Source organism: Aliamphritea ceti (genome assembly GCF_024347215.1).
Classification (GTDB): Bacteria; Pseudomonadota; Gammaproteobacteria; order Pseudomonadales; family Balneatricaceae; genus Amphritea; species Amphritea ceti.
Genome location: NZ_AP025282.1, coordinates 1,859,576 through 1,882,400, shown reverse-complemented (window position 1 = coordinate 1,882,400; position 22,825 = coordinate 1,859,576). Strand labels below are relative to the sequence as shown.

Below are 22,825 nucleotides of genomic sequence, written 5' to 3'. Positions count from 1 at the left end.
CTCAGCCCGGTCAGGAATTTGCCATTCCACCAATTTGCCGGGCCAGATAGGCTGCGTAATTATCGGTCATCCCACCGATGAAATCGAGTACCCGCATGTAAGAAGGATATAAATCCCATTCCGGTTGCGGACTGTGAATGCCCATCAGGCTGATAATCTTCTGGCTACGATAGCTCAGGTTCTCATGACCACCACAATGTAACTCATAGGCAGCATGACAAAAAGCATCCAGCAAGGTACCTAATGTACTGTACGCACCCACTTCTAATTCTGCTTTACGGTTATCCGGAAAGACCCTGTCCCGTGCCAGCGCTTTAGCCTTCTTTAAACCATCTCGCACATCGGTGCTGCCGTCACTTAACAACTCCCCCTGATACTCGCCATTCATAATGGCAGGCAGGTTTGCCATGTACGCCTGTACCGTGGACTCAACCATGTTCTCCATGGCTTTACCCCGAAGAGCAGAGATTTTACGGCGGGCAGACGCCTGGGTCGCAAAAATCTCATCGTCGTATTCCAAGTCACCACAAAGCTGCAGCAGAATCGGTTTGATATCTTCAAAGCCAAGAATATTCAGTTCGATAGCGTCTTCCAGATCAAGAATGGCATAGCAAATGTCATCTGCCGCTTCCATCAGATACGCCAGCGGGTGACGGCACCAGTGATTATCACCCAATTGAACCAGACCAAGTTCTTTACTCAGGCTGTGCATTATTTCCAGCTCAGTCAGAAAACAGCTGAACTTACCTTTAGTACTGGCATTTTCAACCGTCCAGGGATACTTAAGTAAGGTACCTAAGGTAGGAAACGTCAGACGCAGGCCACCATTAAACAGGTGGTTTTCAATACGGGTGACAACCCGAAAGCCCTGAGCGTTACCTTCAAAGGTTTCCAGATCTTTGCGCTGCAGGTCCGATACGCCGTCAAGTAACCTGTCGCCGGCCTTATGCTTAAACCAGTCGCGGATAGCATATTCACCGGCATGCCCAAAAGGTGGGTTACCAATATCATGTGCCAGACAGGCAGACTGAACGATAGTGCCGAGATCATAAGCGGATACCCAGTGCGGCAGCTGGTCCTGTAACAGTTCCCCTACCCGGATACCCAGACTGCGGCCAACACTGCCTACTTCTATACTGTGCGTCAACCGAGTATGTATATGATCATTCAGCGCTAAAGGGTGCACCTGAGTCTTACGCCCCAACCGCCGGAAGGCACTGGAAAAGATGATCCGGTCGTGATCTTTATGAAAATGGCTGCGGCCAATTTCTTCCGGTGTTACCTGCTCGTGTCCGTAACGCTTTGTTGTCAGTAACCGATCCCATTGCATAACCATGCAGTATTTCCTTGTGTACAGGTGCGCTGATGTCATTTTGACGTTAGCCAAGTCGCCTGCTAAATGCAACTTCAGCACAATTGCGACAATCTGCCACATAGCTATCTGACAGATTTATAACGATAATAAGCCTATATTCTGAATATTAGATGTAACCCGATGACCAGTAACACAGTTTCTTCTGGCAAGAAGTCTTTATTGCCTGTGCTCAGTACTTTACTGTTAGTTGCAGCTTTAGCTGTTCTTTGGCTGTTTGCCGAGCACTTTAACCTGCTTGAGCCGGCCGAAATCGAACTCTCTGTACCTGACTGTGACGTTAGCTTGTCCGCCTGTACCGCACAGGGCGACGGCTTCAGCGTCACCTTAGAACCGGTATCTGCGGAGATCTCTTCTATGCAACCCACCGAATGGCAGGTTAAGGTAGAAGGAATAGAAACCAGTAACGTAATGCTCGACCTTCAGGGTGTGGATATGTTCATGGGGCCGAATCAGACACAATTTTCACCGGCGCAGGATCAGGCAGGCTTATTTCAGGGTCAGGCAGTACTGGGCGTTTGCACCACCGGAGAAATGCACTGGCAGGCCACTGTATTAGTCGACACGCCAAACGGCACAATCAAATCTCAGTTCGGTTTTAAGGCAAAATAATGACTTCATTTTCTACGCTACGTAATTTGCTGATTCTGACACTCTGCCTGCTGACAGGTTTGGCAGTGGCGCTTTACCTCTCACCCGAGAAATCTAACACTAATGGCTTAAATCAGTTAGGTGGGGAATTTACCTTAGAATCTGCTGAGGGCAAAGTTTCGCTTTCCGACTACCGCGGTAAAGTCGTTGCTATGTATATCGGTTACGCATCCTGTCCTGACGTCTGCCCTACTTCACTGGCAATTATGTCCCAGGCACTGAAGAACCTTTCCCCTGAAGATGCCGCTCAGGTACAGTCGGTATTTATCAGCGTTGACCCTGAACGGGATACTCCTGAAAAACTGGCGCAATACAGCAAGTTCTTCTTTCCAACCATGGTTGGCCTGACAGGCGAAAGAACCGCGATAGACGATATCGTCAAACGTTACGGTGCATTCTATAAAATAGTCGATATGGGCGATTCAGCGATGGGATACGCCGTAGATCATTCTTCACGCACTTATCTGATTGATCAGCGTGGTCAGTTTTCGAAAGCACTGTCACACGGCACCTCACCGGATGATGTCGCCTTAGCCATTCGTGAACTGCTGGCTCAGGGCTGATGCCCGAAGCAAAAATGGCTCATCACACCTGATCTGAATCTGACCAGTTACATCCAGAAAATTAAACCGCATCAGCACAACTGCATAAAAGGAACCACTATGCGCAATTTATTCCCTCAGTCACTCAACCGCTTGCTATCAACCGGACTATTTTTAGCCGGCCTGACTGTCAGCAGTGCTGCTTTTGCGGAAGTGGAAGTTGATCACCCTTATGCCCGTGCTGTGCCACCGGGACAAATGAACAGTGCCGCCTTCATGGACCTGAACAACAAAGGTAAGGAACAGGTTGCCCTGATTAAAGTAGACAGTTCAGTGGCTGATAAAGTTGAAATGCACACCCATAAGCACGGCGAAAACGGCGAAATGCAAATGCGCCAGATTCCTCAAATTACAATGTTCGGTAAAGAACGTGTTGTACTGAAGCCAGGCGGACATCACATCATGCTGATTGGCCTTAAAAAGGCTTTGGCTGAAGGCGATAGCATTGATCTGACACTTGAGTTTGATGATGGCACCAAACAGGAACTCAGCGTACCGGTGAAATCAGTAATGGCTGCGATGGGTAAAAAACACCACCATTGATAGCAAGGGCGGCTGACATTCATATCAGCCGCTTTTTTAATCCAGGGTAAACTCTTCTGCTTGCAGATGCTCAGTTGCAAACTCTTCCTGCAGAGCAGCAATCAGTAATGCAGGTCTGGACGGCAGCCCATCAGATAAAAACTGCTGAACCTGTGCAACAACATTTTGTTTAAAGCTTTCACTGGCACCGATATCACTGGCCAGATTATCCGCACTGAAATGAAACCTTCGTCCGGCAGCATGGCTGAATAACCATTCGAATGCCTGTGGTTTTATCTCTACCCGTTCAAATTCAGCTTGTTCTGCAGCACTGCGGCCATCGGGCTTATACCAGTAGCCAAAATCTTCTAAGTGCCAACGGTTGGGTCCTGCTACACACCAGTGGCTGAGCTCTACTAACATCATAATCATTAATGTACATAGATAACTCTCTGGTTAATATCGAAAAAGTTAAAACGGGCTAATCATTGGAAATTTGCTTAAAAGTGTACAAAAAACGCTCATGGGACACTGATTTGTACATCAAACTCAGTCTATATTTAAGTGATGTACCTAACAACCCATCAACCTAGCTGATGCCTTAATCACATTCTGTACGGCTCCCTACCCCATTGCAAGAGGCTGCGTGCTGACATCGCAATGTAATGACTTAAGATCACTCAACTTATAGTGAAAGCCTCCATCATCAGTTCTTAAAACAGTATTGAATAAAAGCTGGCTAATTGCTGACTGAGGCAGCTTGTAGTTTCTTTTAAAGGGCGTCACTTCCCAACTGTTGACTAAGGCCCTGTCCATATTTTTGCAAATATTTCCTACTACGGAGTTGGCTGCTTGTCGCTTTCCAATCCCACCTCTCATGTAATATGCAGCTGAGTCTTTTACCGCTCGCCATATGAAGTTGTACGTCTGAGCAACACTAAAGTATCTAAGGCACTGAGACATAACCAACCGTGTTTTGTCACCTGGGGAAAAATGCAACTGATGCTCGGTCAGCTTGTACTTCAGAAATGCTAAACACTCGAATAGCTGAACTTCAGAACATAGATGGAAAAATTCGTCGCTTTGCTTGAGCTCTTTTTGATAACTATCTAAAGAAAACTCATCGATAAGACTCATCAATTTGGACGACTGAAAGGGTATCTCAAGGCAGCAATTGGCAAAGTCTAAATTCAAAACATCATTGTCTTGAATTCGGATCGATGTTAGTGGTGTGCTATCACTAATCCATGAAATTCGCTTATCAATGAGGTGCTTCAGAATCATCCTGTCGTAAGCGGTTTCTGGTGATAATCTACAAGATGAGTTATCAGCTAATGATGTAAGTTGCGCTAGGTTTTCATGCCCTAAAGCTTGTATTGCAGAAGCAAGATAGACTTTATCTTGTAAGCTAAGTTGCTGTGTATCCTTTTGATCACTTAATACTGCCCCCTTAATTGACTCGATAATGCTCAACTTTTTATAAATCAACGCTTGATGCTCGGCATCTGAACAAGTCTTACAGAGGGTATCTGCATATAGATTACGGCTTTTGTACTGAGAACGTGAAGTCAGACGATATGGAACCCGACAGCTCTGACAGCAGATATCCTCGAACGATACATAGGCACGCTTACTAACGAGGTTGCTAACGACATGGGCTTCCATAGAATGCTTTTCGGCAATTTCTTTAACTGTATAGGTAAACGAATCTTGATCATTTAGTTGCCAGTAGTCTTTACATAAATCAACAAGACTTTTCACATCAGATTTGACTTCTAAAAGCATCCAAATTCTCCAAATGGGTATTATAGTCCGTGGAATTGTATGCAGTGTCTCGTGATAGTTCTACTCTTTGAAGCGGGACTGAGTAGATGCGAAACGAGAAGTTAATTTCTTTCGGGCAAAGAGTGAGAGAATTACGCAAAAACAGAGGATTGTCTCAAGAGGCAATGGCAGCCTTGGCAGGAGTTGATCGCAGCTATATGGGACACATTGAACGGGGCGAAAAAAATATCACACTTACAAAAATCTATCAGATCAGCGATGCTCTTGAGATTGATGTAGCAGACCTTTTTCCTCGTTCTCAGGTGTAAAAATCGGGACTGAATCTGACAATACCTGTCCGACCTGATCTAGCTGAGGATGCCTGTTTTGTGCCAGAAGCAGTCATGATAACCAGGTGCCCTATATGGTGGGGTAAACCAATTACTATAAGAATGATTGATGTTAAGCCAGTGGACTTCCTTCATTTCGACGGACACTCGTATACTTTAATTTAAAGCATATGGGAGAGATCCATGACCAAGGCAAGATTTACCGAAGAATTCAAAGATGAGGCTGTTAAGCAGGTCATCGAAAGGGGCTATACCGTCCCTGATGTAGCGAAGCGGTTAGGCGTTTCGGCTCAGAGTTTATATAAATGGGTTAAAGCATGTGAGCCTGATGAAAAAGATCGTTTCGAAGCAGAAATTCGTGAGATCAGGCGAGAAAATCTAAAGTTAAAGGCCGAACTCCAGCGGGTTAAAGAAGATCGAGAAATACTAAAAAAGGCCGCCGTATACTTCGCCAAGAACCCCGACTAAAGTATGCGTTTGTTTTGCAACATCGGGGATGCTATCCCATTCGTCGGATGTGCCGTGCTTTAGGTATTTCGCACAGTGGTTATTATGACTGGTTGAACAGGCCGCCTTCCAGGCGATCTCTCGAAAACCAACGACTATTGGAATTGATTCATGATTCTCATCAAGCGAGTAATCAAATTTATGGCGCACCGAGAATCTGGATAGACTTGCGAGAAATTGGTGAAAAAGTCAGCCTTAACCGAGTTGCCAGAATCATGCAAGCGAACAAAATCAAGGCCGTACGTGGTTATAAGCGTCCTGGCTATAAATATCATAAGCCGTTAGTTGCTGTACCAAATCGTCTACAGCAGCAATTTACCATTGACCAGCCAGACAGAGCTTGGGTAACCGATATTACTTACATACGTACCTATGAAGGCTGGCTGTACCTTGCGGTAGTGATGGATCTTTATTCACGAAAAATTATTGGCTGGTCAATGAAAGCGACTTTAGCGAAAGAAATAGTATTAGATGCCATCCTAATGGCCGTATGGCGGCGAAACCCACAACAAGAAGTCATTATTCATTCTGATCAGGGCTCTCAATACAGCAGTGATGAGTGGTATAGGTTCTGTGCTTCTCATAATTTAATGCCAAGTATGAGTCGACGTGGTAACTGTTATGATAATGCAGCAGCTGAGTCATTTTTTAGCAGTCTGAAGAAAGAAAAGATTCGTCGATATATATTTAAAACCAGAGAAGAAGCGAGATCTGAAATATTCGATTATATTGAAGTCTTTTATAATCGAGCAAGACGCCACGCACACATAGGCAACATCAGTCCTGTGGCATATGAAGAGCAGATGGCATTACTCAGATGAGTGTCCGCTGATATGGCGTAAGTCCACATTACTCAGATGAGTGTCCGCTGATATGGCGTAAGTCCAACTACTCTTAACTAGGTGTCCGACAAATCGGGGTAAAACCACCAGACTATCGAGCTCTTCTTAAACGTCTTCTGCTGAGCCACAAGATTCCCCCACTCAAGCCAAAAAATAGAGGCAAGATGCCTGTCAATAAGTAGATAAGTTGTCCGGTAACTCCAAAAAATGAGCCATTGTGCAAAGACACTATTGTTTCTGTCAGTGCCTCACTTAGTGTCAGCGCTCTTCCATCTCTGTACTTTACTGGAGCTGCGCAGTTTGTATCCAGATAAACCTTGGTAAGGCCAAGTGCAGAGTTTACTTCGTCATCATGACGCAAAGTTATCTCAACTAGGCGGGAGTCACGCTTAGGCAATTTGATGTGAGTAGCATCAGCTTGAGGAAATAGCTGTTCAGCTGAGTATAGATAGTCGTCTATGCCTGGAGAGCTAAAGCATGTAAAGGTGATTGTTTTACTATCTACCTGACTGATAACAGGGCTTGAGGAAAAAGGCAAAATCATGGCTGGCCTGAAGACGAGCATCAAGCCTGTTAATGAAATGATCAAAAGAAGTGGGGTAAAACAAGCTCCTGAGGTTCTGTGTAGCCATGAGAGAAGCACTGCTCCTGTTGATTTCTCAGGAACTCGAAGCGATTGTTTAAATCTGCCTGAACTTGGCATCCAAATATAGAACCCGATAAGAACCAGTACGCTGATGCCAGCTCCCGTGATACCAACAAGTGTTGTTCCGTTTTCTTCCATAAAGTAGCTGCTATGGAACTCATAGACGAATGCTTCAATCGGATTTCTGTGCTCGATAGCCGGACTGATTGCCATTGAGACGGGATTTATATAGATCTGAGTAGACTGGGCTTGTTGATCGTTCAGATAGCGTATAGAAAAAAGGTAGTGATCTCTGGGGTGAGCAGGCAACTTGATTGAACGAACCTTTAACTCTGTATAGTGGCTTTCTAATTCGGTGATAAGTCTATCTATGTCATGCACTTCGTAATCAAGGTAGTTTATATCCAGTTTAGGTGCTGATATCTGTGTAAAAGTGTCACGATAAACAAGCGTTGATCCCGTGATGCCAAGTAAAATAAAAAATATACCAAATATTGATGCAAGGGCCAGATGCAGTCTTTTCACTAAAGCTTCTCCAACAGGGAAGAGAGAGTATTAATTAGAGATATGTTACTTCTGAAGTAAAGTAGAGCTTTCAAATTATACATTACAGGGGTCAGCGTAACCCGCCTCGTTCTAGCCAGGCGTTATAGATTTGAGGAGGCCATTTATTTTGGAAGAACGCTATTACGGCTTCCTGTTGATCTTCGCTAAGTTTATCTTTAAAAGCAGGCATAGAGCCTCCCAGTTTTACTCCACCCTCCCTGATAGATGTTTTCAACCCTTTTAGAGGATGATGCCAGGCATGTGCAGTACCATTCAGCGGCGGTGGTGGGTATTTACCATCAGGTAAGGGCTTGTTCCATTCCCTAGTTCCCTGTGCAGCAGAACCGTGACAAACGGCACAGTTCGTAGTGTATATTTCCTGTCCTTGATCGACTTGGACTTGTGTATACCAACGACCTTCAATTTTAGGCTCGTTATCTAAGCATCCCGACAAGGTAATGCTTAATGTTAGTAAAACTATTATATTTTTAATCATTTTATTTGGCGTTTATTAAGTTTGTTAAGGCAGGTTTTATCTGTTTCTTGGGATTTTTGCTTCAAAGGTTATAGTGTTGTTTTTTAATGATGCTTCAATGTTTCCATCATGTGTTTTAAAAACAGATCTGGTTATAGAAAGGCCCAGCCCGGCACCTTGCTTATTTTCATTTGAGTCAGATGATACTCGGTAGAATTTATTGAATAGCTTTTTTAAATCATTGTTGGAAACACAGTAGCTTGTATTTGAAATTTGTATTTTTGCAATATTTTCTTCATCACTTTCTATTTTGATCGAAATATTTTCTTCTGGCGGTGAGTAGTTAATGGCGTTAGATAAAAGATTGGATATAGCTTGCTTTAGTAGTAATTTATCACCAAAAACAAAAACTGAATCACCAGTAATATTAATAGTGATATTTTTATCTTCTGCTAACACAGAATAGAAGTCACAAATTTCTTCTGTTTCTGTCAGCAAATTTAAGCACTCAGTGTCTAGGTTAACTAGCTCGTTATCACTTTTAGCTAGCCATAGCATTTCATTAACCATCTTGTTTAAGCGGTTCAGTTCTTCAAGGTTGGAATACAGTAAATCTAAATAAATATCTGAACTTCTTGCCTTGCTAAGTGTGACTTGGATTTGAGTAGTTAGGTTTGTTAAAGGTGTTCTTAACTCATGTGCAATGTCAGAAGAAAAGTGAGTCAAGCGCTCAACGCCTTCTTCCAGGCGGGTAATCATTAGATTGAATGATTCTGTAAGTTCTTGTAGCTCGATAGGAACCGTATCAATATCAATGCTTAGGTTAAGGTGATTAGCTTTTACTTTGCTCATGTTGTTACTTAGCTTTCTAAGAGGTATGAGTCCTCGCCGAATGCCAAACCATGTCATGAAAATTGTAGCAATGCCTGTACCAATCATAACAAGCCATAAACTTCGTTTTAGTTTCTTGAGAAACTCGAGATGAAGTTCCATATCAGTAGCTATAGTAATCCGATAAGATGTATCGCCTATATTTACTTTCGTCACAATCCCTCGAAGGGTTATGTCATTATAATTCCAGACATGTAAATCTTCGCTCTTAGTTGTATTGCTTGGTGATAAATGCATCGAGTTTTGATGAAAACTTATCTTGCTAGAATTAAAAGTAAAATTATTGCTTTCACTTTTAACTCTGTAGTAAACGCTATGATGTCCTGAGACTGCATGCATTAATTCGTTGGTCAGTTTATTGGGGTCTTTATTTTGTTTCAGGACACGTTCAATTGATTTTTTTATAACTTTGAGTTCATCTATATCTTGTTCAATAAAGTGATAGCGTACCGATGACATTATTAACAAGGCGGTAACTAACAGGCTTACACTGATCGCTATACTTGCGAAAATTAATGTGCGAAGTGTAAGAGATATAGGACGGTTAGTATTATTCATCTTCCACTTCAACCTTATAGCCCATGCCTCGGATTGTATGAATGAGTTTAGGTGAAAAATCGTCGTCAATCTTGGAACGTAATCTACGTATAGCTACATCTATAACATTTGTATCGCTGCTAAAGTTCATATCCCAAACTTCAGAAGCAATCAGTGTACGCGTCAGTACCTCTCCTTGTCGTCGGACTAGGAACTCCAATAAGGAAAATTCTTTTTGGCTTAGTGTGATTTTTTGCCCATTTCTGGTTACTCGTCTTTTGGGTAGGTCAAGTGTCAGATCTGCAATGCTAATTTGATTTGAAACTTGTGCGGAAGTGCCACGCCTTAGCAAGGTTCGGATTCGTGCAAGAAGCTCTGCGAATGCAAAAGGTTTAACAAGATAATCATCAGCGCCTAACTCCAGACCTTTTACCTTGTCGTCCACACTGTCTAGTGCTGTCAGAAAGAGTATAGGAGTGTTGTGGCCCGCTTCTCTGAAAGACTTCAGAATGAACCAGCCGTCAACGTCTGGCAGCATGACATCCAGAATGATCAGATCGAATTGTTCCGATACAGCCAGATGGTAACCGTCAAGTCCTGTTCGGGCTAAGCTGACAGTGAAGCCAGCCTCTGATAATCCCTGGCGTATGTAATCACCGATTTTCTCCTGATCCTCGACTATTAGCAGTCGCACTCTGATGTCTCCTTCTTAGCCCTTCCTGATAAAGCCATTATATATCAATTATTTTGTCTAAATTCTTAGATTACAGCTTTGTAATGTGTCGGTCATGCTTGAGTAAATTACGTGCTACTAAGATGTTTATTGAAAGTTATAGATTAAGAAATTTTTAAGCATGTTATCGATGCTTTATTAAAGGATACGCCGGAGAAAAAAAGAAAATGAAACCCGATAAATCAATGCCAGCTTTCCAGAAGTCTTTTTCTCGCAGGCTTTTTGTTAAAGGTTTGGCAGCAGGTGGCTTGTTATCTGCAATGCCCAACGTGCTTCAGGCCAGTGTTGGAAATGCACAGCTAGGATCAGCGCCCGTATTAAGCGGTAATGTGGTTGATTTAGTTGTAGAAGAAATGCCGGTTAACTTTACCGGTGTTACTCGTATAGCAACGACTATCAACGGCTCCATTCCTGCCCCTACATTGCGCTTTCGTGAAGGGGATGAAGTTACGATTCGTGTAACAAATCGTCTCAAAGTAGCTACTTCAATCCATTGGCATGGAATCATTCTTCCCTTTGAGATGGACGGCGTGCCGGGTGTCAGTTTCAGTGGGATAGAGCCTGGTGAGACGTTTGTGTATCAATTCACTTTAAAGCAGAGCGGCACCTATTGGTATCACTCACACAGTGGATTTCAGGAAATGACCGGGATGTATGGAGCATTGATTATAGATCCTCGGGAAGCAGATCCAATTGCTTCCGATCAGGAACAAATCATAGTGCTTTCAGACTGGACAGATGAAGATCCTATGTCTGTTTTTTCTAAGCTCAAAGTCCAGAGTGATATCTACAACTTTAACCAGCCTGTGGTTGGTGATTTCATTGACGATGTTTCCACAATGGGAACTTCCGGAGCTTTGGCAAAGCGGCGGATGTGGAATCAGATGCGTATGAATCCAACTGATCTCGCCGACCTATCAGCTGAAACTTTTACCTTCTTGATGAATGGCATAACACCAGCTGGTGATTGGCGTGCTCTGTTTAAGCAAGGTGAAAAGGTTCGCTTACGTTTTATTAATGGATCAAGTAACAGTTTCTTTGATGTACGGATACCGGGTTTATCTTTAAAAGTTGTGCAGGCTGATGGGCAAAATATAAAACCAGTCGATGTAGATGAGTTCCGTTTTGGTCCGGGTGAAACATACGATGTAATTGTTGAACCCAAAAATGATGCTTACACGATCTTTGCGCAAAGTATGGATCGATCTGGATATGCACGGGGAACACTGGCTGTTAATGAAGCTGTAACTGCTCAGATTCCAGAGCTTGATTCCGCTCAATGGCTTGAAATGTCAGACATGATGGGAGCTATGGATCATAGTGCGATGGGGCACGGTATGGGTCATGACATGAAGTCGGATACAGCCGGGATGGATCATAGTGCTATGGGTCATGGCATGAAGTCAGATTCAGCCAAGATGGACCATAGTGCTATGGGCCACGGCATGAAGTCAGATTCAGCCAGGATGGACCACAGTGCTATGGGCCACAGCATGAAATCAGATGCAGCAGAGATGGATCATAGTTCGATGGGGCACTCAATGAAGGGAAGTTCATCGTCGCTGGCAGTTCCTTCACAGAAAGTCCGGCATGCGAGTACTGAGTATGGCCCTTCTGTCGATATGCGTGTAGATATGCCCCGCACTAATTTAGATGATCCAGGAATTGGGCTGAGAAATAATAATCGAAGAGTTCTTACTTTTTCTGATCTTAGATCCGTAGATGGAATTTTGGATGATAACCGGGTGCCGACCAGAGAAATCGAGCTTCATTTAACTGGCAATATGGAACGCTATAGCTGGTCGATTGATGGTCTCGAATTTGGCAAAAGCACACCTATATACATGAAGCAGGGCGAACGCATTCGGGTCATTTTGCAAAATGACACAATGATGACCCATCCAATGCATCTACATGGTATGTGGAGCGATCTCGAATCTCCCGAAGGTGAGCTTTTAGTTCGTCGCCATACTATTTCTGTGCAACCAGCTCAACGGATCAGCTTTCTGACAACGCCTCATGATTTAGGTCGCTGGGCATGGCATTGCCATCTTCTCTTTCATATGGACGCGGGTATGTTCCGCCAGGTGGTCGTATCATGAATTCGTCAATCGTCGGACTAAAGCAAAATTTTCATAAAGCAGTTCTTGCTTTAGCTGTAACAACTTTATCCAGTGTCGCCTTCTCAGCCGAAACAGATATCGGGCAACCTCAGGGAGGAAGTGCTCCTCCGGATGCCCGGGACCCTCACGCTTATTCAGATGGTTTTACTTTTGAAAGGGGCCCTTATTCGCAGGAAGAGCGCCAGTTAAAACTAGCGGACGAGCATAAGTTTTGGGCATTTATTGGTGATCGGTTTGAATACGATACTGATAGTGAAACTGGAGTTTTCGATGTACAGGGATGGTATGGAACAACATATGACCGACTTTACATAAAGTCGGAAGGTGAAGTTGAAGATGGTCGTCTTCAGGAGAGCGAAACCGATATTTTGTGGAGCCATGCATATAACGCATATTTTGATACACAGTTAGGTATCAGAGTCGATCAGTCTCGTGAGGGAAAAGATCGGCAATGGTTGGCAGCAGGCATGCAAGGTCTCGCACCATATTGGTTTGAAGTAGATATGACTGCCTATTTAGGCGACAGCGGCCGTACTGCGCTTTCAGTGGAAGCTGAGTATGAACTGTTACTGACTCAGAAGTTGGTTTTACAGCCGCGTGCTGAACTTAGTTTCTATGGCAAAGATGATGAAATAAATGGAATTGGCTCTGGTCTTTCACAAGCAGCTTTAGGGCTTCGTCTGCGTTATGAAATTACCCGCCAGTTTGCTCCCTATATAGGTATTGAGTGGACTGATAAGTTTGGTAAAACAGCTGACTTTGCGAGAAGTGAGGGTGAGTCGGTTCAGGATACTCAATATCTGGTTGGTATTAAATTCTGGTTTTGAAAATAAATAAGAACGATGACTTCTTTTAGGATTGAATTATGAATAAAAAATTTTACATGTCTTTAATTGCATTACCTTTAGTTTTTTCAGTGATGACTGTTCAGGCTCATAGTGAAGCAGAACATATGGAAAATGCTGAAGATCCAAACTGTGAGGCTATGAAAGGAATGGACCACAGTAAAATGGATATGAGTGATCCTGTAATGGTAGCTATGATGGAACAGTGTAAGGATAAAATGAACGATCACCATCCAGAAAATAATAAATCAGACTCTCATAGTGATGAAGGCAAGAAAAAACATTCTGATCAGGATGATCATCACTAGAGGCTTTTCCTGCCCCTTATTGTCTTGACGATACGGGGCTGGTTTTTAATTAGGGTGAATATAATGAAGTTTATTAAGCAAACATCATACTTCAAACATCTGATAATTACTTTAGTTACACTTTTTATTACGGCGATCGCTTTCCTTTACTCAGGGCTATATTCAATGGGTGCTGATGATCCTCACTATGATGTAACTACTTGGGCATTAGAGACTCTACGTGAAAGCTCCATAGCCAGAGCGTCTGGTGATATTCAGGTACCTACAGATTTAAACGAACCTAAACGTTTACTGAGAGGCGGTGCCGATTACAATGATATGTGCGCTGGATGTCATCTAAAACCGGGTACTAATGAAACTGATTTCACATTAGGGCTTTATCCAAGTCCTCCTGCTTTAACTAAATTAACCTTTGATATGTCTGATGAGACAGCTTATTACCAAAGAAATTTTTGGATAATCAAGCACGGGATTAAAGCATCAGGAATGCCTGCCTGGGCACCTGGTCATGATGATGAAAGAATCTGGAATATGATTGCTTTCATAAAACGGTTACCAGACCTGACTGAAGAGCAGTATCAAGTTATAACTGCAAGGGGAAAGAGTTCTGGCGGACATCATTAAAATTTTTTTAGGTGAAGTGCTGGTTGCAATTTACATATGTGATTTTGCACTTCGCAAATCTTTGAACTCTAACGCTTTTAAGAAGAAGGCAATCAAGTAAATAAATGGATGAAATACACTCTTTAAGTAGTCAGCTGACACTGTTGTTCTTTGATCATGATCATCATTGGCTGCATGTTATTATTCATTTGATATTAGTAGTCACACCTCTAACGCTATTAATGTTAGCGGTTACATATATATATCGTGTTATAAACAGGGAATTAGTAGAGAGAAAAAATCGTTCTTCTAATTCAAAAGTTTGTAGTTTAAACCTTCCTGGAAGAATAACTCTGTTTATTAAAAAGTATACGTATAAGAAACAGATATATATCGCTCTTGGTGCATTGTTAATATTACCTGTAACTTATGCTACTTTAGAATTGCCAAAGCAAATAATAAACAATGCATTGGATGGTGATAGTTACGATCAGAGTACTACTTTCTTGTCCCTGTCCCAAATTAATTTTCTATTCTTTTTGTGTGGTCTTTATTTAATATCGCTTGCTGTAAATGGTGGTCTTAAATTTATTTTGAATTTTTACAAAGGGAGTATCAGTGAGGGATTAATAAAAAGACTTAGGCTAATGATTTTTAGTTTACATCGACGCAGTGATAAAGATAAAAGGTCAGAGCATTTAGCTCCTGTTATCTTACAGGAGGTTGAGCCAATATGTGCATTTTCAGGGGATTCGGTTGCGGTGCCTTTAATTCAGGGGGGGACAGTTTTTACGATCATAACTTTTATGCTCTTACAAAATGTAGCTTTGGGAGCTGCTGTTATTGCGTTATTACCAGTTCAGTTGATCGTTATTCCAATTTTTCAACGTAGAATTAATGCTTTAGTATACGAAAGGTTACAAGAAGTTCGAGTTTTAAATGAACAGATAGTTAAGGAAAAAGACAATAAAATTAATGCTGGACAAAGACTGATACGCTTATCGTTCAATAAGCTATACTTTTTGCGATTAAAATTATTTAAAACAAAGTTTATAATGAAGTCTTTAAATAATTTTATTATGAACTTAACGCCATTCTTTTTTTATACTGTTGGTGGGTATTTGGTAATTGAGGGAAAATTATCACTAGGTGCTCTTGTAGCATCTCTTGCTTCTTATAAGGACTTGGCTTCAGCAATACGTGAACTTTTTAAATACTATCAAACTTTGCAAGATGCCAGAACTCGTTACTCGGCAATGATCAATTATACTAGATCTATAGAGACTCCATTTTAGTGAATTGACCAGCTTTTCGTAGACAACTCTACTAGTTGCTTAACTGCTGCTTTTCAAAAATTCGATTAGAGACAGTTTTTTAGTGTAGCATGCATCCTAATTGAGTTATAAAACATTTCAATGTAATCGAACAACAATGTCATCTTTTGTCACAGAGCGGACATGGCTTATAGTATGTATCGAAAGCGGGCACTGTCTAATTTAGTCTGAGTTTTTACATTTTAGAAAAAGGGTTAGCCTTCTGCAATTTTGTCTGACTCAAACGTTTATTCCTTAGATATTCCTTCATCTTTTTACTCGCCTGCAGCATATCTTCTCGAAGATCTTGGATTTCTTGCTGGCTGAGTAGACGACACCCTGAAGATTTAGCTTCCGTATTTTTGACATTTTTCATGCGTTACTCTCGTTCTTATTTGTCTGATTACTCATAGTAAACACCCATCTCCATCAAATGCGGATCAGTCATGCTCATAGCATGTAGGATTACTTACTCATGTTAACAGCCCGTTCTGTATCGTCTACGATCTCGGATCTCGCTTTACCCTGACGCGTCAACAACAGAAACGCGACAGGTAGTGAATGGCGCTTTGCAGACATTCGGTTGTTTAAACGTTTAGTCTGCTTTGAGCAAACCCGATCTAAATCTTTACTTCGCGGAATACTGATAATGAGGGAAAAGCTGCTACCTATCAGGTTAACCTAACTATTTTCAGATTAGTTAATACTTTTGTTTTCCAATAGCTTTTCAATCCAGACAACACCTTCTTGGCGGTGGGTGGTGGATTTACTTGCATCTCTTGATAAGCTAGTTCTAACTCTTGCAGAAAACTTTCCGACACTGGCCGCCCTGAAAAATCGTCAAGGCTTGGTGAAAACTTGAGGCCAACAATTTCACACATGGCTTTTTCTAACCCTTGTGGCCTCGCTTCAACTTCTTCAAAACGCTGCTGCTCTTCGGCTGTTCTTCCACACGGAGCGTACCAGTAACCGAAATCTTCCAAACCTCTTCGCCGATCACCCGCTAAACAATAATGCGATAATTCATGCAAAAGGCTGCGTGGATAGTTACTTCTAAAATATAGAATTGCATGATTATTCGCTGCAGGAGCTTCGTAAAATGGCTCATCTGCATCACCCTTTATTGTTAAGTTGGGGAGAATGCCCGCAAATGCACTTATCAAACTTTCACAGTATTCATCATCGGTACTGCACACACTCATTTATTCACTTCCTGATACGAACTGACAACTCGAAAAAGCATCGAAAAACAGATAGATAAAAAACGTTCTATTTTTAATACGCGTACTTATCGCATATTTGGCATTCTAATAATTTTAACATCCTTAGCCTCTGCCATCCCTGTTTCAAGCTCGAAATTGCGTCTCACTACATTAAGGTATTCCGTCATCAACAGGTCGTATTCTTGCTTTAGCTGATTATAGTCACTTATCACTTTTTGTTTTAGCGCTTTCTGTTGTTCAATCTTAGCGCTCGCCGTTGGCTTTGCTGGAGTGTTTTGCTGTCTAGCTACTTCTGCATCTGCAATGGCTTCACATAGTAAAGGATATCTTTCATAACGCACGTACCCTTTTCCTCGACCAGCCTCACGCCCCACTGCATCTTTAGTAAATTTAAATCGAACAGACTTGGTATCGACAATCTTGGTTGTACCACTCTTCAAGCGTTCAAGGGCTTCCCAATACTCCTCTTCGATTTTACTGCGTGTTTTCAAGTTACCTCCTCTGTTTCAACAAGTCTCTGCAAAAAGCTATCAATATGTTTAATATTGGTCCCGTATTCTTGTCGCGCACGCTTTGGAGCGCCTTCCGCTAACTGAGCTTCATAAAACTCTTTTGTCTGCTCTAGTGCGGCTCTTGACCCTGGAAGAAATACGGCATTTTCGCAACTGACACAGGCGGATGCGAGCACGCCAGCGCCTTTATTACAAGCCGCCACAGATATACATCCTCCAACCAATGTGGGCCGATAACGAAATTTTCCCTTTTTTACCGCTTGCTTAGTCGACGCCCTGCTCTCCAAGAACATGGGCAGTTCATCTCTATCTTTGTGGGCTTTCAACCTTCTGCCCCCGATACCCTCTAATGGCTGATCACTTTCTAGTAGTGTATAGATGCTATCCGCTTCAGCACGTGCTTTGGCATCTGACCACTCAGCACGCAAAGATTTAATCTCAGATTCTTCACCCAGAATATTTATAACTCTGGAATTGGAGTCTGAGTAATATACTGTCATCACCATGCTGATATGTTTAAGCTGTGCCTTAAGTACTGGGTAGGACACCATTCCGCTAGCTGCTGCATAGACTGTCATTGACCGCCTGAACTGATGAAATGTTAGAGGCCAGACTTTACCGACTTTGATAGTCTCTGGCACACCATCCCCATACAGAAACCAACTTATTTCTGCTACATCCTTATCTGTGACTGTTAGTTCTTTACTGTAGAGATCTTCATTAATACGTTTTAAGCAGAAAGTGGCTGTTGTAAACTTGAACTGTCGGTGTGGAATACCGCTTTTCCCGTGTTCAATTGACAAAAAAAGAGGTATTTCTTGTTCTTGGATATCAATTATTCGCCTGTCGCCAGACCATTCAAGAACACCTTCAGTAATTATCTTTGCAACCTTAAAAGCAGCTTCGACTGCTGAGCATGTCACCCATTTAGTAAACCGAGGAGCACCATTGGCTTCAAGCTTTGTTGTTGTCGACCAAACAACTGGAACAGGGCCATTTTCGGTATTTATTGTCTTTAATCCGTTAAGAGGAATGGCCAACAATTCACTCTTGCGCATACCAGTAAACGCAGATATTAAAATGGCACACCGGAGCTGCCAGCGCTTCAGGTTTCCGACGAGGCCAGCCCAGCTTTCACTTTTTGAAATACCTGCTTCATAAAGCTCTTTCAGTGCTGTAGAAACATCCACATTCTCAAGCAGTAACTTTTTCCAGTAGTATTGGATACGCCCATTCTGGCCTCTTGTTGTTGCGGTAGGAACTAAGCTCCTATCCAGCGCAACCCCTTTATCTCTTGCAAGGCTTCGCAATGCAAAGGTAAGCTTTATAGCTTTTTCGTGCCGCAAGAAACAATCCAGATCGTCAATAGTTTTCTTGAGCACACTTTGATAGATATCTGAAGGAATAAGTAACGTCTGTACTGAGTCCGTGGTTTCTGGGAACTTTTTTCGAGTTCTTTTCAATCTATTGAGGAACTCAACCGAGGGCCTTATTCCTTGCCAGAATCTGTTATTGCTGAGTACCGTTGCGGTATCAGATATACGCTGAATTTTTCCGAGAAAAAGTCCTACTTGTTTTGTTGTAGAAGCTCGGCTCGCTAAGAAATCGATTGAGTCAGGGGTAGAAAATATATTTCCCGGGGGTATCTCTCTGTCTGCACAGTATCGCACCAAAAACGAAATTGCCGTCACATCGCCGTTAAGCTTGGACATTGAACAGCCACCCAGCGCACTTATCCAATTTAACGTAAGAGTTTTAAGAAACTCATTAGCGACATTTAAACTATTTTTGCTTGCTAGTGTTACCCCTTCAACCGGGCTAATACTCTCAATCTTTGCTCTGAAATTAAGTAATCGCAACGTTGAGCTTGTGGCGCTGTAATCCCATATATCATCCCGAAATATCGATCTAGGGCTTCCATCTTTATTGATCGTAACCACCATATCATCAGCAGGTTTTAGGTCTGAAAATTCATTTAGTGGATTGACCTCTTTAACAACAGGGTTACGCGACATTAATTTCGACAAACTATAACCCTCTTCCTGCGCTGCTAGCCAAACGGGTCAAAATCTCAATCTGCCTACTCCAATGTCGGTTATAGTTCCCCATTTCTATCTCGTCTTCGACCTGCCTTATCACCCCCCCAAGCACACGATTATTTTTGCTTACAAAACCTAAGATTTCATCAATCCTAAATATTGCGGGTTTAACAACCACTTCATGATGCTCTGAGTCATTTCGAATCATTGACGTGGCATTTAGCGCTTCTCTCAGACTCAAAAGTTTATGGATATCTTCAAAATCTTCATGGACTGCGAAGTATTCACAGAAAAGACAGCTTTCGAACGTACCACAGCTTGGCTCAGGGGCTTTAGAGTTAAACCCCTTGGCCCTTAAAGGGATTACGCCGTTCATGTTGGTACAGGATCCGGAGGCGATTCGTTCAGATTCGTCTTCACTTGCAAAGTTCACTGGCAAAGGAGTGTGAGTTGTGCGATTAAAATATCTAACTTGAGAGCTCAGCTCCTCATGATAACGATTCATTTCCTTAGCCTGAGCTTCTATATCAATTGACGTATAAGCCCTTGCAGTCATTGTCACTGAGTTGTTTAGTTTCTTAGCAACTAGAGAAACTTTGCCTTGTGATTTTCGAATAAAATATTCACCGACAAGCTGTCTTATATCCCTAGACGATATTTTTGTAAGCCGTTTAAAAAGGAGGGACTTTCTGGTGAGGGTTGCACCAGCACTTCTATGTAATCGTTGTAACTTATTGCTCTCACCAATTTTGACGAACAGGTACTCTTGGCCATCTCCAGGCAGTTCAAGAGATTCAGCCCAAGCTCTTAATTTTAAAAACTTTATGATCTCTCGCTTTAAATGGCTGGGGGCTTCAAACCTCACTATTCTTCCAGCACGAAATTTATGCTTCTTTGCAAAAGCACTAGCCCCTACCTTACTGAGATCTATATCGGTAATTTTAAGATCAAGTGTTGGCTGTACATTTGCTGCTGTGAACGCAAGATAAATCTGAAAAAAACAGAATGAGCTTAAGTTATAGGCATAGACCTTTTGAGGCGTTAACTTCCCTCCTATCCATTCATTTCTATTACGAACAAGCGCTCTACTATAGAATTCGAATTTTTCCGATGACTTGCTTTTAAAGTTCATTGCCAGCACATCTTTTATTGCTTGAAACGGCAGTGGTTCTCCTTCTTTAGTAAAGCAATTTTGCAAACTAACCAAAGAAGTTCCTAAATTTGAGTGCCAATATAGATGTTCACGCTCATCATACGGTAGGCTAACCGGAATGGGATATTGATTATTTAAGATAGAGTCAGCAAATTGATTGAAATAAACAGCGCACGCACGTAAGTAGTCCTGTCCATCTTGAAGGCTTACAGACCTGCTTTCGTTTACTGTATTAGACTGCCGGCTACGTCGTTTGGGAATAAGAGCAAGAACCTCATTATCCGATAGCTGAAGTGCCCACTGAATAAAATTTCGTGCCGTATTTAAGCGTTTTAAAATCGACGATGGTTTTAGAGACGAATTACCATTCAATCTACCTTTTTGATCAAGTATATTTTGATAGCGCTGATACTCACTCACTAACCCTGCTAATGTGGTTGGCTTCAAGCCTCCGTCAAAGTCACAAAAGTGAAAGAAATGCCGCAAGCAATGCAGGTTTTGCCTAAGCGTTTCATCGCGCCACCCTTTGTGAAATGCGGTATACAAATAGTTTCTTAGCCACTCTACTCTTTCTAACGATAAAGAATTGGTATGAACCGAGCTGGGAATATAATGTTTACCGCTCAGGAAGCCCTCTGAATCCATTGCGCGTTCCAAATAACAGACTCTGCCAATATCTACTTTAAAGTGTATACCGTCCGACTGGACTCCCCTTATTACTACCGCTTGAGGAGCGTACACTTGGGGCAACTTTTTAGAGGTGATTTCAACTAAAGGACGGCTTGCGATAGAGTCACTCATTGTCGTACCCACGCATCATCTCGCCAAAAGCTTCTTGAATACCATAAAACTCGGAAAGTTCAGAGTCGAAGTTGAGATACCCTTCAGTCGTTTTAAAATTGCTGTGATTTAAACGTTGCCTAACATGGTCAAAGATTTTTGAATCAGGATAGCCGTTTGCTCTCATAGATCTCACGATATTCATACCCATCGTTGCCCTGAGATCATGAAAGGTGAAGACTTTAAAGTTTGCTTCGGTTTTCTGGATGCGAGAAATAAACCGAACTAACTCATTCCTGAGAGACTGGCCATTCTTGGGCACCATGACGGACGCGTTAGTATTCCAGGCTATGTTAGGATATTGGCGATCCTGTATCTCTCGTTGGGCTGTATAGTAAGGATTTCCATCTCGGGTTAAAAATACATAGTTATCGTCTGTATCACCATAAAAGCTATTCTTATGGAGTCTACGGTCTTCTGCATGCTTACAGTCGATATAGACCATCAGATCATAAATTAGCTCACGTCTAAAAATTAGCCTATTTAATCTGCTGCCTTTCGTGTCAGCCTTGTAGCGCTGACCTCCATTTATAACAACATGAGTCATTGAAGGTGTTTGTTCTAATTCACCATGAGCTTGTTTGATACAGCCGATACTTAAAGTGCATACGGTTTGCTGCCTTGCTCCTGTTTCGAGTGCGGTTCGAATCATTAACTCCAGTTCTATCGAGGCGTAATTTTTTCTAAATCCATCAAAAATAATCTGCTGATCTTCCGGAGTTAAAGGACACAAGCTCCCTCCGTCTCTTAGCTTCCCAAGTGGGGAGTTTTGATGTCTACTGCTCTTAATTCTAAGGTCATTTGTAATGACCTGAGTGCTCCGAACTAAACCTACCCTATTGGTGATCATTATCGACTTTCTTATCGGAGTGAATGGTTTATTTTCTAAACTTTCTTCAGTCACCAGAGATTCATAGCGGATGTTTTTATAGAAGTGGGCAACCGTAGAAAGCACGTTATTAATGGTTTCAGCACTAAAATCGTGATTGTCCAAAACTTGGCTCATGAACACCCTGAATTTTTGTGGTGCACGTTCGTAGTAAAGTTTAGGAAGATCTAGAAAGTGCTGCCCTGTGTCTTCTAGGTACTGGAGATAGTACTTTAAGTGGGTTGCTCTTGCTGTGAGCGTTCTCATATTAGAAAGGTTTGGCTTTTCTAATTGGCCTAGCAGGTAGGCATTGCCAATATCCCAGGGGAGTCCATTTGATTGAAGAATGACTGGCATCTTTGGAAAATAACCGCGGCCTTCTACGTGGGAAAAGCGATATTCATATTCGTCTACCGCCTTTCCCTCTTCCCAAATCAATCGCCCCTTATGAAAGTGGCTTAAATGGATAACTCTCGCTGTTGATGTGAATAGATCATTAAGTGTGGTTTTCATACTTATTAAATCCCCGCAGGATGTACATCATCCAAACAAGAGTTTCT

General features: G+C 42.2%; 23 protein-coding genes. 10 read left to right on the top strand and 13 right to left on the bottom strand.

Annotated elements, in window-relative coordinates; all coding sequences use genetic code 11:
• Positions 1–10 precede the first annotated feature (10 nt).
• Entirely contained in the window at positions 11–1,336 is a 1,326-nt protein-coding gene (locus tag OCU49_RS08600; protein WP_261844569.1) for a deoxyguanosinetriphosphate triphosphohydrolase, read from the bottom strand.
• Between the two features lie 159 nt (positions 1,337–1,495).
• On the opposite strand from OCU49_RS08600, the gene OCU49_RS08595 reads away from it, so the two are divergent.
• The 3 genes from OCU49_RS08595 (at position 1,496) to OCU49_RS08585 (ending at position 3,168) form a co-directional block, all read left to right on the top strand.
• A complete protein-coding gene (locus tag OCU49_RS08595; RefSeq protein ID WP_261844568.1) occupies positions 1,496–1,984 on the top strand; it encodes a hypothetical protein in 489 nt (162 codons plus the stop codon).
• Entirely contained in the window at positions 1,984–2,586 is a 603-nt protein-coding gene (locus OCU49_RS08590; protein WP_261844567.1) for an SCO family protein, read from the top strand. The genes OCU49_RS08595 and OCU49_RS08590 overlap by 1 nt, the downstream gene beginning before the upstream one ends.
• A 99-nt stretch (positions 2,587–2,685) precedes the next feature.
• Entirely contained in the window at positions 2,686–3,168 is a 483-nt protein-coding gene (locus tag OCU49_RS08585; RefSeq protein ID WP_261844566.1) for a copper chaperone PCu(A)C, read from the top strand.
• A 36-nt stretch (positions 3,169–3,204) separates the two neighbouring features.
• On the opposite strand, the gene OCU49_RS08580 is transcribed toward OCU49_RS08585, so the two are convergent.
• Positions 3,205–3,579 (bottom strand): elongation factor P hydroxylase, encoded by a 375-nt coding sequence (locus OCU49_RS08580; RefSeq protein WP_261844565.1) that lies wholly within the window; start codon positions 3,577–3,579, stop codon positions 3,205–3,207.
• A 192-nt stretch (positions 3,580–3,771) separates the two neighbouring features.
• Positions 3,772–4,932 carry a hypothetical protein gene (locus OCU49_RS08575; RefSeq protein WP_261844564.1) on the bottom strand — a complete coding sequence of 387 codons (1,161 nt, stop codon included), beginning with the start codon at positions 4,930–4,932 and terminating at the stop codon, positions 3,772–3,774.
• An 86-nt stretch (positions 4,933–5,018) separates the two neighbouring features.
• Between OCU49_RS08575 and OCU49_RS08570 the strand changes: the two genes are divergently transcribed.
• Together OCU49_RS08570 and OCU49_RS08565 are read left to right on the top strand one after the other, a co-directional pair.
• Positions 5,019–5,240 (top strand): helix-turn-helix domain-containing protein, encoded by a 222-nt coding sequence (locus tag OCU49_RS08570; protein ID WP_261844563.1) that lies wholly within the window; start codon positions 5,019–5,021, stop codon positions 5,238–5,240.
• A 204-nt stretch (positions 5,241–5,444) separates the two neighbouring features.
• A protein-coding gene (locus OCU49_RS08565) for an IS3 family transposase (protein ID WP_261844562.1) occupies positions 5,445–6,589 on the top strand; the annotation gives its coding sequence in 2 pieces (ribosomal slippage) (positions 5,445–5,688 and positions 5,688–6,589; 1,146 coding nt in all).
• 112 nt (positions 6,590–6,701) lie between these two features.
• Here the strand turns inward: OCU49_RS08565 and OCU49_RS08560 are convergent.
• The 4 genes from OCU49_RS08560 to OCU49_RS08545 form a co-directional block, all read right to left on the bottom strand.
• Positions 6,702–7,781: a PepSY-associated TM helix domain-containing protein gene (locus OCU49_RS08560; protein ID WP_261844561.1), complete on the bottom strand. Its 1,080-nt coding sequence runs from the start codon at positions 7,779–7,781 to the stop codon at positions 6,702–6,704.
• 91 nt (positions 7,782–7,872) lie between these two features.
• Entirely contained in the window at positions 7,873–8,298 is a 426-nt protein-coding gene (locus tag OCU49_RS08555) for a c-type cytochrome (RefSeq protein ID WP_261844560.1), read from the bottom strand.
• 36 nt (positions 8,299–8,334) lie between these two features.
• On the bottom strand, positions 8,335–9,726 hold the full coding sequence (locus OCU49_RS08550; protein WP_261844559.1) for a heavy metal sensor histidine kinase: 1,392 nt from the start codon (positions 9,724–9,726) through the stop codon (positions 8,335–8,337).
• A complete protein-coding gene (locus OCU49_RS08545) occupies positions 9,719–10,399 on the bottom strand; it encodes a heavy metal response regulator transcription factor (RefSeq protein ID WP_261844558.1) in 681 nt (226 codons plus the stop codon). Before OCU49_RS08545 ends, OCU49_RS08550 begins: the two co-directional genes overlap by 8 nt.
• A 206-nt stretch (positions 10,400–10,605) precedes the next feature.
• Between OCU49_RS08545 and OCU49_RS08540 the strand changes: the two genes are divergently transcribed.
• The 5 genes from OCU49_RS08540 (at position 10,606) to OCU49_RS08520 (ending at position 15,612) form a co-directional block, all read left to right on the top strand.
• Positions 10,606–12,540 carry a copper resistance system multicopper oxidase gene (locus tag OCU49_RS08540; RefSeq protein ID WP_261844557.1) on the top strand — a complete coding sequence of 645 codons (1,935 nt, stop codon included), beginning with the start codon at positions 10,606–10,608 and terminating at the stop codon, positions 12,538–12,540.
• Positions 12,537–13,388, top strand: coding sequence for a copper resistance protein B (locus tag OCU49_RS08535; RefSeq protein WP_261844556.1), 852 nt, complete (start codon positions 12,537–12,539; stop codon positions 13,386–13,388). Before OCU49_RS08540 ends, OCU49_RS08535 begins: the two co-directional genes overlap by 4 nt.
• A 38-nt stretch (positions 13,389–13,426) precedes the next feature.
• Positions 13,427–13,714, top strand: coding sequence for a hypothetical protein (locus OCU49_RS08530; RefSeq protein ID WP_261844555.1), 288 nt, complete (start codon positions 13,427–13,429; stop codon positions 13,712–13,714).
• A gap of 63 nt (positions 13,715–13,777) precedes the next feature.
• A complete protein-coding gene (locus OCU49_RS08525) occupies positions 13,778–14,338 on the top strand; it encodes a c-type cytochrome (protein ID WP_261844554.1) in 561 nt (186 codons plus the stop codon).
• Positions 14,339–14,442: 104 nt separating this feature from the next.
• Positions 14,443–15,612 (top strand): ABC transporter ATP-binding protein, encoded by a 1,170-nt coding sequence (locus OCU49_RS08520; protein WP_261844553.1) that lies wholly within the window; start codon positions 14,443–14,445, stop codon positions 15,610–15,612.
• 214 nt (positions 15,613–15,826) lie between these two features.
• On the opposite strand, the gene OCU49_RS08515 is transcribed toward OCU49_RS08520, so the two are convergent.
• The 6 genes from OCU49_RS08515 to OCU49_RS08490 all read right to left on the bottom strand — a co-directional run bounded on the left by OCU49_RS08515 (position 15,827) and on the right by OCU49_RS08490 (position 22,778).
• Positions 15,827–16,006: a hypothetical protein gene (locus tag OCU49_RS08515; protein ID WP_261844552.1), complete on the bottom strand. Its 180-nt coding sequence runs from the start codon at positions 16,004–16,006 to the stop codon at positions 15,827–15,829.
• Positions 16,007–16,301: 295 nt separating this feature from the next.
• A complete protein-coding gene (locus OCU49_RS08510; RefSeq protein WP_261844551.1) occupies positions 16,302–16,832 on the bottom strand; it encodes an elongation factor P hydroxylase in 531 nt (176 codons plus the stop codon).
• Between the two features lie 86 nt (positions 16,833–16,918).
• Positions 16,919–17,344, bottom strand: a complete 426-nt coding sequence (locus tag OCU49_RS08505; protein WP_261844550.1) for a hypothetical protein — start codon at positions 17,342–17,344, stop codon at positions 16,919–16,921.
• Positions 17,341–19,392 carry a hypothetical protein gene (locus tag OCU49_RS08500; protein ID WP_261844549.1) on the bottom strand — a complete coding sequence of 684 codons (2,052 nt, stop codon included), beginning with the start codon at positions 19,390–19,392 and terminating at the stop codon, positions 17,341–17,343. The genes OCU49_RS08505 and OCU49_RS08500 overlap by 4 nt, the downstream gene beginning before the upstream one ends.
• 1 nt (position 19,393) lies before the next feature.
• On the bottom strand, positions 19,394–21,358 hold the full coding sequence (locus tag OCU49_RS08495; RefSeq protein ID WP_261844548.1) for a site-specific integrase: 1,965 nt from the start codon (positions 21,356–21,358) through the stop codon (positions 19,394–19,396).
• On the bottom strand, positions 21,351–22,778 hold the full coding sequence (locus tag OCU49_RS08490) for a site-specific integrase (protein WP_261844547.1): 1,428 nt from the start codon (positions 22,776–22,778) through the stop codon (positions 21,351–21,353). The genes OCU49_RS08495 and OCU49_RS08490 overlap by 8 nt, the downstream gene beginning before the upstream one ends.
• Positions 22,779–22,825: the final 47 nt, after the last annotated feature.